The sequence below is a fragment of the Dickeya oryzae genome, assembly GCF_009372235.1.
GTDB lineage: Bacteria > Pseudomonadota > Gammaproteobacteria > Enterobacterales > Enterobacteriaceae > Dickeya > Dickeya oryzae.
Genome location: NZ_SULL01000015.1, coordinates 175,534 through 191,516 on the forward strand (window position 1 = coordinate 175,534; position 15,983 = coordinate 191,516).

Annotated in this window: 9 protein-coding genes; 5 read left to right on the top strand and 4 right to left on the bottom strand. The window is 55.8% G+C overall.

Features of this window, described 5'->3' with window-relative positions:
- Positions 1-218: 218 nt before the first annotated feature.
- Positions 219-1,478, bottom strand: a complete 1,260-nt coding sequence (gene rho, locus FAZ14_RS16860; RefSeq protein WP_012886501.1) for a transcription termination factor Rho — start codon at positions 1,476-1,478, stop codon at positions 219-221.
- 412 nt (positions 1,479-1,890) lie between these two features.
- The gene (trxA, locus tag FAZ14_RS16865) at positions 1,891-2,217 is read right to left on the bottom strand and encodes a thioredoxin TrxA (RefSeq protein WP_012886502.1); all 327 of its coding nucleotides are present in this window, start codon (positions 2,215-2,217) and stop codon (positions 1,891-1,893) included.
- A gap of 119 nt (positions 2,218-2,336) precedes the next feature.
- On the opposite strand from trxA, the gene rhlB reads away from it, so the two are divergent.
- The 3 genes from rhlB to FAZ14_RS16880 all read left to right on the top strand — a co-directional run bounded on the left by rhlB (position 2,337) and on the right by FAZ14_RS16880 (position 7,170).
- The gene (rhlB, locus tag FAZ14_RS16870; RefSeq protein ID WP_016942860.1) at positions 2,337-3,623 is read left to right on the top strand and encodes an ATP-dependent RNA helicase RhlB; all 1,287 of its coding nucleotides are present in this window, start codon (positions 2,337-2,339) and stop codon (positions 3,621-3,623) included.
- Positions 3,624-3,630: 7 nt separating this feature from the next.
- Entirely contained in the window at positions 3,631-5,127 is a 1,497-nt protein-coding gene (ppx, locus tag FAZ14_RS16875) for an exopolyphosphatase (protein ID WP_016942859.1), read from the top strand.
- Between the two features lie 228 nt (positions 5,128-5,355).
- Positions 5,356-7,170: a glycosyl hydrolase family 28 protein gene (locus FAZ14_RS16880; RefSeq protein ID WP_016942858.1), complete on the top strand. Its 1,815-nt coding sequence runs from the start codon at positions 5,356-5,358 to the stop codon at positions 7,168-7,170.
- A 68-nt stretch (positions 7,171-7,238) separates the two neighbouring features.
- On the opposite strand, the gene rep is transcribed toward FAZ14_RS16880, so the two are convergent.
- Positions 7,239-9,263 (bottom strand): DNA helicase Rep, encoded by a 2,025-nt coding sequence (gene rep / locus FAZ14_RS16885; protein WP_153508913.1) that lies wholly within the window; start codon positions 9,261-9,263, stop codon positions 7,239-7,241.
- 183 nt (positions 9,264-9,446) lie between these two features.
- Between rep and ppiC the strand changes: the two genes are divergently transcribed.
- On the top strand, positions 9,447-9,728 hold the full coding sequence (gene ppiC, locus FAZ14_RS16890) for a peptidylprolyl isomerase PpiC (RefSeq protein ID WP_012767933.1): 282 nt from the start codon (positions 9,447-9,449) through the stop codon (positions 9,726-9,728).
- 363 nt (positions 9,729-10,091) lie between these two features.
- Here ppiC and putA read toward each other — a convergent pair whose 3' ends face one another.
- Entirely contained in the window at positions 10,092-14,069 is a 3,978-nt protein-coding gene (putA, locus tag FAZ14_RS16895; protein ID WP_153508914.1) for a trifunctional transcriptional regulator/proline dehydrogenase/L-glutamate gamma-semialdehyde dehydrogenase, read from the bottom strand.
- 393 nt (positions 14,070-14,462) lie between these two features.
- Here putA and putP point away from each other — a divergent pair, with 393 nt between their 5' ends.
- Positions 14,463-15,962, top strand: coding sequence for a sodium/proline symporter PutP (gene putP, locus FAZ14_RS16900; RefSeq protein WP_153508915.1), 1,500 nt, complete (start codon positions 14,463-14,465; stop codon positions 15,960-15,962).
- Positions 15,963-15,983: the final 21 nt, after the last annotated feature.

Consider the following 15,983-nt stretch of genomic DNA (forward strand, 5'->3'; position numbering starts at 1 on the left):
CCTGATGATACTACTGCGAATTATGTCAACCGGTGCTAATTTACCAAATTTTTCAGAAAGTTCCTGCACGTTCACGTAACAAAACATGATGCGCTCTGCCCGCATTAGCGCCACCGGATTGAAAGCAGGCAAGACTGGCAGAAGAGACAGAAACAAAAAACGCCACGGATTCGTGGCGTTTTTTGTTTGATGGCATAACCCGTTACAGGGAAAACCGGTTACGACCGTTTCATCATATCGAAGAATTCGTCGTTGGTTTTGGTCATCGCCAGTTTGTTGATCAGGAACTCCATCGCGTCGATTTCCCCCATCGGGTGGATAATCTTGCGCAGAATCCACATCTTCTGCAGCTCTTCAGATGTGGTCAACAGCTCTTCCTTACGGGTACCGGAGCGGTTGTAATCAATCGCCGGGAACACACGTTTCTCCGCAATCTTACGAGACAGGTGCAGTTCCATGTTACCGGTGCCCTTAAATTCTTCGTAAATCACTTCGTCCATCTTCGAGCCGGTATCGATCAGCGCGGTCGCGATGATGGTCAGGCTGCCGCCCTCTTCAACGTTACGGGCCGCACCGAAGAAACGCTTCGGACGATGCAGGGCGTTTGCATCCACACCACCGGTCAGGACTTTACCGGATGCCGGTACCACGGTGTTGTAGGCACGCGCCAGACGGGTGATAGAGTCCAGCAGGATAATCACGTCTTTCTTATGCTCAACCAGACGCTTGGCTTTCTCAATCACCATTTCGGCGACCTGAACGTGGCGAGAGGCAGGTTCGTCGAACGTCGACGCCACCACTTCCCCTTTCACCAGACGCTGCATTTCCGTCACTTCTTCCGGACGTTCGTCAATCAGCAGCACCATCAGCACGCAATCCGGATGGTTGTAAGCAATGCTCTGGGCAATGTTTTGCAGCAGCATGGTTTTACCGGCTTTCGGCGGTGCAACAATCAGGCCACGCTGTCCACGACCGATAGGGGAGGCCAGGTCCAGCACACGGGCGGTCAGGTCTTCGGTAGAACCGTTGCCACGCTCCATACGCAGACGCGAATTCGCATGCAGCGGCGTCAGGTTCTCAAACAAGATCTTGCTGCGGGCATTTTCCGGTTTGTCGTAGTTGACTTCATTGACCTTCAACAGCGCGAAATAGCGTTCACCCTCTTTCGGAGGACGAATCTTACCGGAAATGGTGTCACCAGTGCGGAGGTTGAAGCGTCGGATTTGGCTGGGGGAAACGTAGATATCATCAGGGCCGGCGAGGTAGGAACTGTCTGCGGAGCGGAGGAAACCAAAACCATCCTGCAATATTTCCAGTACGCCATCGCCAAAGATATCTTCACCACTTTTCGCGTGCTGCTTGAGGATAGCGAAAATAATATCCTGTTTACGCATGCGAGCCAGATTCTCCAGCCCCATATTTTCGCCAAGAGTAATTAACTCAGACACTGGCGTATTTTTTAATTCGGTAAGATTCATAATGGTGGGTTCTTAAACTCGGGGTAAATCTCGAACTATTAACGTGAATGGTATGGCAGGAACATCCATGCCGCTTAACAGCCTTCAATCACCAGACACTGTGTTGCTCAGGCTTAATCGCACTGACGCTACGCACACTCATGGCAAGAGGTCGAAGACACCGTAAAACTAATTAATGTAAAACTGTCAGATTGCCAGACTGGACACTAACATGATGAAAATTAATGATTTCCAAACCTGACATGGGATAAAACTTTAGATTCTAACTTCAGGCTCAAGCCTAATGGCTTAAACTAAGGTAAGTACGATATGCAGTATTGATGAATCTAGCACGCTTCCCGGTGGGCGTCCAGCGGTCAGAATGAGAAAATCTCATCACCCCGCTGTCGCCCAGGAAAGCCAGTAGGACGGATTACAGATTGGCGTTCAGGAACTCTTTCAGTTGCCCTTTGGACAACGCACCGACTTTGGTCGCCGCCACTTCGCCGTTTTTAAACAGCAGCAGCGTCGGGATACCACGAATACCGTATTTCGGTGCGGTAGCCGGGTTGTCATCGATGTTGAGCTTGGCGATGGTCAGCTTACCTTCATACTCGTCGGCGATCTCATCCAGAATCGGAGCAATCATTTTACAAGGACCACACCAGTCAGCCCAGAAATCAACCAGTGTCACATGTTCAGACTGCAGTACGTCTGTCTCGAAGCTGTCGTCCGTCAGATGAATAATTTTATCGCTCATGTTTTACTCCGCAGGATTATCTCTACCCAGTTGGTGTAGCATTAACCAACTATGAGGTTGACTTTATTTCACTGGATACGCTTTCGTAAAGCAATAGTTAACTGATATTCTACCACGCTATGAGCAAAACACACTTAACCGAACAGAAGTTTTCCGACTTCGCACTGCATCCGCAGGTTATTGAAGCTCTTGAAAATAAAGGCTTTCATAACTGCACGCCCATTCAGGCGCTGGCGTTGCCGCTAACGCTGTCGGGCCGTGACGTGGCGGGACAAGCGCAAACCGGAACAGGCAAGACGCTGGCGTTTCTGGCGTCTACATTTCATTATTTGCTGACCCACCCCGCTCCCGCTGAACGCCAGACCAATCAACCCCGCGCCCTGATTATGGCGCCGACCCGTGAACTGGCGGTGCAGATCCATACCGATGCTGAAGCGCTGGCGAAAGCCACCGGTCTGCGGTTGGGGCTGGCTTACGGTGGCGACGGCTACGACAAGCAGCTAAAAGTACTGGAAGACGGCGTCGATATTCTGATCGGTACCACCGGTCGTTTAATCGATTACACCAAACAAAACCATATCCACATGGGTGCCATCCAGGTCGTGGTGCTGGATGAAGCTGATCGTATGTACGATCTCGGCTTTATCAAGGATATCCGCTGGTTATTCCGTCGCATGCCGCCGACTAATCAGCGTCTGAACATGCTATTTTCCGCCACCTTATCCTATCGCGTGCGCGAGCTGGCGTTCGAACAGATGAACAACGCAGAATACGTTGAAGTGGAGCCGGAGCAGAAAACCGGTCATCGCATCAAGGAAGAGCTGTTCTATCCTTCCAATGAAGAGAAGATGCGCCTGCTGCAAACGTTGATCGAAGAAGAGTGGCCAGATCGCTGCATCATCTTCGCTAACACCAAGCACCGTTGTGAAGAGATTTGGGGCCACCTGGCGGCGGATGGTCATCGCGTCGGGCTGCTGACCGGCGACGTAGCACAGAAAAAACGACTACGCATTCTGGAAGAATTCACCCAGGGTAACCTGGATATTCTGGTCGCCACCGATGTGGCGGCACGCGGCTTGCACATTCCGTTAGTCACCCACGTATTCAACTACGACCTGCCTGATGATTGCGAGGATTACGTCCATCGCATCGGCCGTACCGGGCGTGCAGGTGCCAGCGGCTTCTCTATCAGCCTGGCCTGTGAAGAATACGCGCTGAATCTGCCAGCCATTGAAGACTATATCGGCCATCGTATCCCGGTGAGCAAATACAACAGCGAAGCGCTGATGACCGGATTGCCTGAGCCTAAGCGTCTGAGTCGTCCACGCACCAGTGGTGGCCCTCGCCGTCCCGGCGCGCCTCGCCGCAGCGGTGCGCCTCGTAACAATCGAAAACGACCGGGTTAAGTTGCCGATGCTGAGCGCTTCTTCTCTTTATGCCGCAATCGATTTAGGGTCCAACAGCTTTCATATGCTGGTGGTGCGTGAGGTGGCAGGCAGTGTACAGACGCTGGCTCGCATCAAACGGAAAGTCAGACTGGCTGCCGGATTGGACGCGAATAACCGCCTCTCGCCGGAAGCCATGCAGCGCGGCTGGCAATGTCTGGCGCTATTCTCCGAACGGCTGCAGGACATTCCGCCGCAACAGGTGCGAGTCGTGGCGACCGCCACATTACGGCTGGCTACCAACGCGGATGAATTCCTGGAACGGGCCCAACAGATTCTGGGCCTGCCGATTCAGGTGATCAGCGGTGAAGAAGAAGCTCGGCTCATCTATCAGGGTGTCGCCCATACCACCGGTGGGCCAGAACAACGGCTGGTGGTGGATATCGGCGGCGGCAGTACCGAACTGGCGACCGGTACCGGTGCCCGTCATACCCAACTCTTCAGCCTGCCGATGGGTTGCGTGACCTGGCTGGAGCGTTATTTTACCGATCGCGATCTGACCCTGGCGCATTTTGAGCGGGCCGAACAGGCAGCCCGTGAAATGTTACAGCCGGTAAAAGACATTCTGCGCCAGCAGGGCTGGCAAATTTGTGTCGGCGCGTCGGGCACAGTACAGGCGTTACAGGAAATCATGGTGGCGCAGGGGATGGATGAATACATCACCCTCGGTAAGTTGCGCCAGCTGAAACAACGCGCCATCCAGTGCAGTAAGCTGGAAGAGCTGGAAATTGAAGGCCTTACGCTGGAGCGTGCGTTGGTATTTCCCAGCGGCTTGTCCATCCTGTTGGCTATCTTTCAGGAACTGGATATCGACTCCATGACGTTGGCAGGTGGTGCGCTGCGCGAAGGACTGGTCTATGGCATGTTGCATCTGCCGATTGAGCAGGATATCCGCCACCGTACTCTGAAAAACCTGCAACGCCGTTACCTGCTGGATAGCGAACAGGCACAACGGGTCAGGCTGCTGGCGGATAATTTTTTGCAGCAGGTCGCCCGCGACTGGCAGTTAGATGGTCGATGTCGGGAATTACTGGCTAGCGCCTGTCTGATTCACGAAATCGGCCTGAGTGTCGATTTCCGTCAGGCACCGCATCATGCGGCCTATCTGGTGCGCAATAGCGATTTGCCGGGCTTCACACCGGCGCAGAAAAAATTGCTGGCGACACTGTTACAAAACCAAAGCAACACCATCGACCCTATCCCCCTCACTCAGCAAAACGCCTTGCCGGTTACGCTGGCACAGCGGTTATGTCGCCTGCTGCGACTGGCGATTATCTTTGCCAGCCGCCGACGCGACGACACCCTACCGGCAGTGCGCCTGCGAGTAGAAGGCGATAGCCTGCGCGTCATTCTGCCAGCGGGCTGGCTTGATCAACATCCTCTGCGAGCCGAAACCCTGTCGCAGGAAAGCCTGTGGCAAAGCTACGTGCACTGGCCACTTCTCATCGAAGAACACACTGTCTGACAGCAAAAAGGGGTAACAATTGGTTACCCCTTTTTTTTATCCCCTCGACTAGGTTTGTGATCGCTTCCGGGGAAAAAAGGAATACGGGATGTATTTTTATAAAACACCGTTTCTTTTTGGAAGCCATGCTGTACCTGGACCAAATACAGACTACTGCCTGAATCTGACGTCAATACGATTTCTGACGCCATTGCGCATTTTTGAAATAAACACAATGAAGGAACAAGGATGAGAACGCTCATATTTTTCCGGCGCCATACTCTGGCGTCGATGGTGTCGGCCTGCCTGATCAGTCTCCCGGCGCTGGCCATCGCCAGTACTGCTCAAGTCCCACAAAAGCTACAGGTACCGACGTTGTCTAACGATGACCACAGTGTGGTACTGGTGTGGGACGCGCCAGAAGACACCTCCAATATCACCGATTACCAGATTTACCAGAACGGCCAGTTGATTGGACTCGCCAGCCAAAATAACGACAAGAACTCGCCAGCGAAACCGTACATCAGTGCGTTTTACAAAAATGACACGGCCAGTTTCCACCATCGCATTGTGGTACAAAACGCCAAAATCGACGGACTGAAAGCCAACACTGACTACCAGTTCACCGTCCGGGCCGTCTATGCCGACGGTACAACGTCCACAGATAGTAACGCAGTCACCGCCACCACCACCGCCACGCCGACAGTCATCAACATTACCCAGTACGGTGCAAAAGGTGACGGCACCACGCTCAATACCAGCGCGATACAAAAGGCGATCAACGCCTGCCCAAGCGGCTGTCGCATTGACATCCCGGCCGGTGTTTTCAAGACAGGCGCATTGTGGCTGAAAAGCGACATGACCCTGAATCTGTTGCAGGGTGCGACGCTATTAGGTTCGGATAACGCGGCGGATTACCCTGATGCCTATAAGATTTACAGTTATTCATCCCAGATGCGACCTGCCTCGCTTATCAACGCCATCGACAAAAACAGTTCAGCCGTTGGGACATTCACAAACATTCGTATCGTCGGTAAAGGTGTTATCGACGGCAACGGCTGGAAACGCGGCACAGACGCCAAAGATGAACTGGGCAACAGCCTGCCGCAGTATGTGAAGAGTGATAACAGCAAGGTGAGCAAAGACGGTATTCTGGCTAAAAACCAGGTTGCTGCGGCCACCGCTACCGGCATGGACACCAAAACCGCCTACAGCCAGCGCCGTTCAAGCCTCATCACCCTGCGCGGCGTCAAAAACGCCTACATCGCTGATGTGACCATCCGTAACCCGGCCAACCATGGCGTGATGTTCCTGGAAAGCCAAAATGTAGTGGAAAATGGCGTCACGCATCAGACATTCAATGCCAACAATGGTGACGGTGTCGAATTTGGCAACAGCCAGAATATTATGGTATTCAACAGCGTATTTGACACCGGAGACGACAGTATCAACTTCGCCGCTGGTATGGGTCAGTCCGCACAGAAGCAGGAACCGACGCAAAACGCTTGGCTATTCAATAACTATTTCCGTCACGGGCACGGTGCGGTCGTACTGGGTAGCCATACCGGTGCTGGCATCGTCGATGTCCTGGCGGAAAACAACGTGATAAGCCAAAGCGACATCGGCCTGCGGGCCAAAAGCGCCCCGGCCATCGGTGGTGGTGCGCATGGCATCATCTTCCGTAACAGTGCGCTGAAAAATCTGGCCAAACAGGTGGTTATCGTGACGTTAAGTTACGCTGACAACAACGGCACCACCGATTACACCCCCGCCACGGTACCTGCACGTTTTTATGACTTCACCGTCAAAAACATCACCGTGCAGGACAGCACCGGGTCAAGCCCATCGATTGAAATCACCGGTGACAGCAGCAAAGACATCTGGCACAGCCAGTTTACTTTCAGCAATATGAAACTCAGCGGTGTCAGCGCGACGTCAATCAGCGACCTGAGCGACAGCCAGTTCAATAACCTGACCTTCAGCAACCTGCGTAGCGGATCTTCACCGTGGAAATTCGGTACGGTGAAAAACGTGACCGTAGACGGTAAAACCGTCACGCCATGACGGTTAGCCTCAACACGCCGGGCCATCGCGCCCGGCATATCTTCCCGCGTTAGTCTTTTCTTCCCGCGTTAGTCTTTGTCTCTGGCCTTCGCCAGTTGGGCGCGCAGATTGGCCAGATGGTTCTGCCCTTTTTGCATCCGCTCCTGTGGGCTGACGACTTTGCGTTCGGTTTCCCACATCACATCATCCTGCGGCAATTCCAGCAGGAAACGACTCGGTTCCGGGCGAATCAACTCACCGTATTGCCGACGTTCGCGGCACAAGGTAAACGTCAGTTCTTTCTGTGCCCGGGTAATACCCACATAGGCCAGACGGCGCTCTTCGTCGACATTGTCTTCATCAATGCTGGTCTGGTGCGGTAACACCCCTTCTTCCATGCCGACCAGATACACGTAAGGGAACTCCAGCCCTTTGGAGGCGTGCAGCGTCATCAGTTGCACCTGATCCAGTTCTTCTTCAGCCTCGTTACGCTCCATCATATCGCGCAGGGTAAACCGGGTGACGACCTGGGTCAGCGTCATCGGTTCATCCAAATCGCTGCCCTCCAGCATTTCCGTCATCCAGGTAAACAGCGTATTGACGTTTTTCATGCGCATTTCCGCTGCTTTCGGACTGGGTGAGGTTTCATACAACCAGCTTTCGTAATCCAGCCCGTGGATCAAATCACGTACCGCTTTCACCGGTTCCTGTTCCGCCAGTCGGGCAATGTCACCGATCCACTGTGTGAAACGCTGCAATGACTCCAGCCCGCGGCCGCTCAGGGTCTGGCTCAGTCCCATATCGAAGCTGGCGTTAAACAGGCTACGGTTGCGCTGCCTGGCCCACTCGCCGAGCTTTTGCAGTGTCGCCGGGCCGATTTCACGCTTGGGGGTATTCACGATACGCAAGAATGCGCTGTCGTCTTCCGGGTTGGTCAGCACGCGCAAATAAGCCAGCAGGTCTTTGATTTCCGGGCGAGAGAAAAACGACGTACCGCCGGAAATGCGATAAGGAATGCGGTTTTGCATCAACACTTTTTCGAACAACCGGGACTGGTGGTTACCGCGATAAAGAATGGCGTAGTCGCCATACTGGGTTTTGCGGATAAAGTGATGGGCAATCAGCTCGCCCACGACCCGTTCCGCTTCATGATCTTCGTTATTGGCGGTGATGATTTTAAGCTCTTCACCATATCCCAGCTCGGAATACAGCCGCTTTTCGAACACATGCGGGTTGTTGGCGATAAGAATATTCGCGGCCTTGAGAATACGCCCGGACGAACGGTAATTCTGCTCTAGCTTAACAACCTGCAATTGCGGAAAGTCCTGCTGCAACAGCGACAAGTTTTGCGGGCGAGCACCGCGCCAGGAGTAAATCGACTGGTCGTCGTCGCCCACCACGGTAAAGCGCGCCCGACTGCCTACCAGCAACTTCACCAGTTCGTACTGGCTGGTGTTGGTATCCTGATACTCATCCACCAGCAAATAACGCAGGCGGTTCTGCCAGCGTTCACGCACCTCTTCATTGCGTTTAAGCAATAACGTCGGCAGCAGGATCAGGTCATCAAAATCCAACACGTTGCAGGCCCGCAGATGATCGTCATACAGCCGGTAGCAATGCGCAAACAACCGGTCCCGCTCTGAGCGCGCCAGTACTGCTGCCTGTGCGGGGTCAATCAGGTCGTTTTTCCAGTTGGACAAGGCAGACACGAGCTGTTGCAGTAAGTCTTTGTCGTTTTGCAGCCACAACTCCGTCAGCTCTTTTAACAGCGCCAGCTGATCCTGATCGTCAAACAGCGAGAAGTTAGACTTCATGCCCAACGCTGCGTACTCACGCTTGATGATCTCAAGCCCCAACGTATGGAAGGTCGCAATCAGCAAACCACGGGTTTCCTTACGCCCCAGCGTTTGCGCCACACGCTCTTTCATCTCCCGGGCCGCTTTATTGGTGAAGGTCACCGCCGCAATATGGCGGGCCTGATAGCCGCAACCCCGGATAAGATGGGCGATTTTTTGGGTAATTACTCGCGTTTTGCCGGATCCCGCCCCGGCCAGGACCAGACAGGGACCGGTCACAAATTCAACGGCGTGTTGTTGGCTGGGATTCATGCGCATGATGTTTCGAGCTCGACGTTCAAACGGAAGGGGATTGTAACAGAACAGGATTGTAGCAAAAGTGCGGACCGGCGCGAGGCCTCCTTCCCCAAACAGGAACACGCGCCGCATTTCCTTTCGTCACAAGGGGGTGCTAGGCTGTGACTGGTAACATCGGCTTTCCCTTTGCTCAAGGAGCGTACTATGGCAAATACCGCAGCAGCATTGCACATTCTGGTGGATACCGAACAGCAGGCCACCGACATTCTGGCTCAACTCGAGAAGGGAGCGGACTTTCAGCAGTTAGCAAAAAAACACTCGACCTGCCCGTCAAAGCGTAATGGCGGCGACTTAGGCGAATTCCGTAAAGGCGACATGGTTCCGGACTTCGACAAGGCGGTGTTTTCCTGCGAGCTGCTCAAACCCTTCGGCCCGGTCAAAACCCAGTTCGGCTACCACATTATCAAGGTGTTGTACCGTAACTAACGGGAGTAGAGGCGGCGAAAGCCGTTTTTAGGCTGTTAACACCCCCTCTTACATTACAGGTGAGTGCTTTCTGGCATTAAAACTGTGCTGAGGTGGACGACTTCGCCGGGTGAGCGGCATGGATGCCGCGAAAGCTCGTGTCGCGTCAGGAACGCGTCACGGGCGGCCCGAACAGCGAAGTCGAACGCCGAAGGGACCGCGAAGCGGCACAGTTTAGCCCCCAAGCCAGTGGTCAAGGAGAGGTGGCGTTTGAACCTCTCCTTGTCGTGCGTACGGTGATGCTGCAAAAGAATAACCGATGTTATCAAGCACGAAACCTTTCACAGTTCCGACATAAATCACCGATAACAACCTCTGGTGTCATTATCCAATCGTCATCAGGCTGGCATTGCCGCCCGCGGCAGCGGTGTTAATACTGAGCGAGCGCTCGATCAGCAACCGCTCCAGCACAATGTCAGTTTCGCCACGGGACAGCCCCTGTACACCGACAATCGCCCCGTCGCGTTGCGCTAACTGCTCGCTAAGCTGACGCAACTGATCGGCATCACCGTGGAAAATCACCGCGTCAAACCGGCTGCCGTCCGTTATGCCATCACGGCAGAATACCAGCCGTGCCTGTACCGCTTCAGGCAGGTGCCGATACAGCGCCTGTCGCTCCGGCGTTTCACGCCACATCGCCCGGCTGCCCACCGCCAGCACCGCCGCCAGTTGCACCAGCGCGTCATCGTCATTATCCGCCACACACAGCACCTGCTCTCGCGGCAACAACGTATAGGTATTACGCTCACCGGTCGGGCCGGGTAATATCCGGATGGCACCACTCTGCGTCAGCCCGGCATAACGCTGGCAACAAGACACCAGCGCGTTACGCTGCGTCTGCCGCGCCCAGGTTTCCAGCGCCTGTAATCCGGCCAGCAGTGTCTGGCGTGCGGTGAAGTCGGCCGGGCGTTCGTTGTCCTGATGGGTGAATATCTGCGTTGCGGCATCATCCGGGCGATGCGACAGCAACCGGTGCAGATAAAGCGGCCCGCCCGCTTTGGGCCCGGTACCGGATAACCCCTCACCGCCAAACGGCTGTACACCGACTACCGCACCGACCATATTGCGGTTCACATACAGATTGCCCACCTTCGCCAGCCCCGTCACCCGCGCGATGGTTTCATCGATACGGGTATGCAGACCCAGCGTGAGGCCGTAACCAGCCGCGTTGATGTGTCGAATCAATGTCTCCAGTTGATGGCGGGAATAACGCACAACATGCAGCGCCGGACCAAACACCTCCTGTTGCAGCTCTTCCACACTGCCCAGCTCAATCAGCGTCGGGGGAATAAAATACCCGTGTCCCCATTCCGCCTCATCCTGGCTATTCGCCCAGGTGGCCTGAAACACTGGCCGCCCTTTGGCCCTCATCGTGTGAATATGGTGACCAATCCGCTGCTTCGCATCGCCATCGATCAGCGGCCCGACATCGGTGGAAAGCCGCTCCGGGTTCCCCATGCGGTACTCCGCCATTGCCCCGCGTAGCATCGTCAGCGTTTTCTCCGCGACTTCCTCCTGCACACACAGCAGCCGCAACGCCGAACAACGCTGACCGGCACTATCGAACGCCGACGTCATCACATCCGCCACCACCTGTTCGGTCAGCGCCGACGAATCAACAATCATCGCGTTGATACCGCCGGTTTCGGCGATGAGCGGCGTGGTACGCCCTTGCGGGTCGAGCCGTCCAGCCAGCACGCGTTGTAACTGAGAGGCGACAGCCGTAGAACCGGTAAACATGACCCCACGTACCCGCTCGTCACGCACCAGTGCCGCCCCCACGGTTTCGCCATTCCCCGGCAACAATTGCAGCGCACCGACCGGCACCCCAGCTTCATGCAGTATCTGCACCGCCTGTGCCGCAATCAGCGGTGTCTGCTCCGCTGGTTTAGCCAGTACGCTGTTACCCGCCGCCAGCGCCGCTGCCACCTGCCCGGTAAAAATAGCGAGCGGGAAATTCCACGGGCTGATGCACACCACCGGCCCCAGTGGGCGGTAATCATGATTGTTGAATGTCTCGCGCACCAATGCAGCGTAATAACGCAAGAAATCCACGGCTTCGCGGACTTCCGCCACCGCATTCGCCAGCGTTTTGCCGGCCTCCCGTACCAGCAATCCCAACAGCTGTTGTTGCTGGTTTTCCAGCAGGTCGGCCGCCCGCGACAGGATAGCCGCCCGTTCGGTGGCGGGCGTAGCGAACCAGATATCACCGGCGCTGGCCGCCTGCTCCAGCGCCAGCATGACCTCCTGGGGCTGCGCCTCACGCACGTAGCCCACCACATCACGCGGCTCAGCCGGGTTAACGACCGGTCGGGCCTCACCGCCGACATCGCCGTCGACAGCCAGTATCGGTTGTGCCTGCCAGGGCCGGGCAGCACCGCTTAGCAGCGCACTGGATAGCGACGCCAGCCGATGCTCGCTGGATAAATCCAGCCCGCTGGCGTTGCGTCGCCCATTGCCATACAGCGCACGCGGTAACGGAATACGCGGATGCGGCAGCCCAACCTGCCCATCCCGCACCGCCAGTGCTTCCGCTTCCCTGACCGGGTCAGCCACCAGTGTTTCCAGTGCCACCGACGGGTCGGCAATCCGGTTAACAAACGAGGTATTGGCACCATTTTCCAGCAAACGGCGCACCAGATAGGCCAGCAGGGTTTCATGGGTACCAACCGGGGAGTAAATCCGGCATGGACGGTTCAGTTTTCCGTCAGCCACCTTACCCACAACCTGCTCGTATAACGGCTCTCCCATGCCGTGCAGGCACTGGAATTCATATTGCCCTGGGTAGTAGTTGTTGCCTGCCAGATGGTAGATGGCGCTGAGCGTATGGGCGTTGTGGGTGGCAAACTGCGGGTAAATCAGGTTCGGCACCGCCAGCAGGCGACGGGCACACGCCAGATAGGAGATATCGGTGTACAGCTTGCGGGTGTAGACCGGGTAGCCTTCCAGCCCATCCACCTGAGCGCGTTTGACTTCGCTATCCCAGTAAGCACCTTTCACCAGCCGCACCATCAGTCGTCGCTGACTACGACGCGCCAGGTCGATAATCGCATCAATCACAAAGGGACAGCGTTTCTGGTAAGCCTGAATCACGAAACCGATGCCGTTCCACCCGGCCAGTTGCGGTTCAAAACACAACCGTTCGAGCAGGTCGAGAGACAGCTCCAGCCGGTCCGCTTCTTCGGCATCAATGTTAATGCCGATATCGTAGTGCCGGGCCAACAGCGTTAACGACAGCAGGCGCGGATATAACTCGTCCATCACGCGCTCGTACTGCGCCCGGCTGTAGCGCGGGTGCAACGCCGAAAGTTTGATGGAAATCCCCGGCCCTTCGTAAATACCACGCCCGCAGGCGGCTTTACCAATCGCGTGAATGGCCTGCTGATAGGATGCCAGATACGCCGTGGCGTCATCACCGGTCATCGCCGCTTCGCCCAGCATGTCGTAGGAATAGCGGAAGCCTCGCGCCTCCAGCTTGCGGGCATTCGCCAGCGCTTCGGCGATGGTTTCCCCGGTGACGAACTGCTCGCCCATCAACCGCATCGCCATGTCCACGCCTTTGCGCACCAGCGGCTCACCGCTTTTGGCGATGATACGGTTCAACGCACCGGAGAGATGAGATTCATTGTGGGTCGATACCAGTTTGCCGGTCACCAGTAGCCCCCAGGCCGCGGCATTGACGAACAACGAGGTACTACGCCCAACGTGTGACTGCCAGTTACCGGTGCTGATTTTGTCGCGAATCAGTGCGTCCCGCGTCGGTTTATCTGGAATACGCAACAGCGCCTCCGCCAGACACATCAACGCCACGCCCTCCTGCGATGACAGCGAAAACTCCTGCAACAGGCTCTGTACCATGCCTGCCCGGCCGCCGCTGTTTTTCTGCTGGCGTAGCGTCGTCGCCAGGCGGGTCGCCAGCGCGCTGGCGGCGTGCGATATCGCCTCTGGCATGCGCGCTTGTTCCAGCAACATCGGTATCATCTCTGTTTCCGGCCGACGGTACGCCGCCGTGATCGCTGAACGTAGTACCGACTGCGGCAAAACCTGCTCCGCGAAGTCCAAAAACGGCTGGTGGGTTTCTTCTTGTGGCGATTGCGGCATAATCTCTGCCGCCTCACTCGGGTCTTGCCCGACCGGCTGAGGAATTTCAGGCGTGTCGGCACCACTTTCAAGGCGTTCGAGATAGCTGAAAATGGCCTGTTTAATCAGCCAGTGCGGCGTGCGATCGATGCGCTGCGCCGCGGCTTTAAGACGCTCACGCGTGGCCTCATCGAGCTTGACGCCCATAGTCGTGGTGCCCATATCCGCTCCTGTTGTGCGCCCTCAATACATCGAGTTGCAGGCCAAAACGATCGCGTTGGCCCCAAAGGCGAGGAAGAAAGCCAACGTACCTGCAACCTGACGTATGACGGGTATAAGAAAGTGATGTTGGAAAGCAAAGCTACTATCCGGCATGTTGCAACTTTGTGCAACCTTGTTAATGAACTACGCTTTTCATCCTATTGCCGCCCATTCTTCTGAATGATCGCAGGCTTTATTGGCAATGCCAGCCGCGTTGGCATGTCGCTTTAGCCAGCCATCAGTTGAAAGGTGCAACCTGTAGCAACTATTATCGCGAATCCGTTCCGGCAAGCCGGACAGTGCCCGGCCTACCGGAGCGCAGGACTGACGGATCGCATCACAATGGAGAAAATAATGACGACGATGAGCACACCATTGCTGGTGACCTTTCTGGTGTACATCTTCGGGATGGTGTTGATCGGCCTGATGGCCTATCGCGCCACCCACAATTTTGGCGACTATATTCTGGGTGGACGCCGTATGGGGAGTGTGGTCACGGCGTTATCTGCCGGGGCCTCCGACATGAGCGGCTGGCTGCTAATGGGGCTGCCGGGGGCCGTCTTTTTGTCAGGTATCTCGGAAAGCTGGATAGCGATTGGCCTGACCATCGGCGCTTACCTGAACTGGACCTGGGTCGCCGGACGCCTGCGGGTACATACCGAGGTTAATCATAACGCGCTGACACTGCCGGATTACTTCAGCCACCGCTTTGAAGATAAAAGCAAACTGCTGCGGGTCATTTCCGCGCTGGTGATTCTGGTGTTTTTCACCATTTATTGCGCTTCCGGCATTGTGGCGGGTGCCCGTCTGTTCGAAAGTACCTTCGGCATGAGCTACAACACCGCGTTGTGGGCCGGTGCGGCGGCGACCATTGCCTATACCTTTATCGGCGGCTATCTGGCCGTTAGCTGGACTGACACCGTACAGGCCAGCCTGATGATTTTCGCGCTGATCCTGACGCCGGTGATCGTCATTCTGTCGGTTGGCGGCATCGCACCGTCACTGGCGGTCATTGAAAGCAAAAACCCGGCTAATCTGGACATGTTCAAGGGGTTGAACACCGTCGCGATTCTGTCGTTGCTGGGGTGGGGGCTGGGGTATTTCGGCCAGCCGCATATTCTGGCGCGCTTTATGGCAGCCGATTCACACCACACCATCCGCAATGCCCGTCGTATCAGTATGACCTGGATGGTGCTCTGTCTGGCCGGTGCCGTCACCGTCGGATTCTTCGGTATTGCCTACTTCACGGGTAATCCTGATCAGGCGGGCAATGTTTCTCAAAACGGTGAGCGCGTCTTCATTGAACTGGCGCGTCTGCTGTTTAACCCGTGGATTGCTGGCATATTGCTGTCCGCGATTCTGGCGGCGGTGATGAGTACGCTCAGTTGCCAGTTGCTGGTGTGTTCCAGCGCCATCACCGAAGATTTGTACAAACCGTTTTTGCGTAAAAACGCCAGTCAGAGAGAATTGGTCTGGGTCGGTCGTGCCATGGTGCTGCTGGTCTCGGTCATCGCGATTGCACTGGCGGTGAACCCGGAAAACCGCGTGCTGGGGCTGGTCAGTTACGCCTGGGCCGGTTTCGGCGCGGCCTTCGGCCCTGTCATTCTGATTTCCCTGCTGTGGCCGCGCATGACTCGCAATGGCGCGCTGGCAGGCATGCTGGTCGGTGCCGTGACCGTGATCGTCTGGAAACAGCACGGCTGGCTAAATCTGTATGAAATCATCCCCGGTTTTCTGCTGTCCAGTGCGGCGATTATGGTCGTGAGCCTGCTGGGCCGGGCACCTTCTTCTGTCGTCACCGAGCGCTTCCAAAAGGCCGAGCAGGTATTTAAGTCTGCACCGGCGGACGCCTGAGCTTAAGATAACGATACGGCC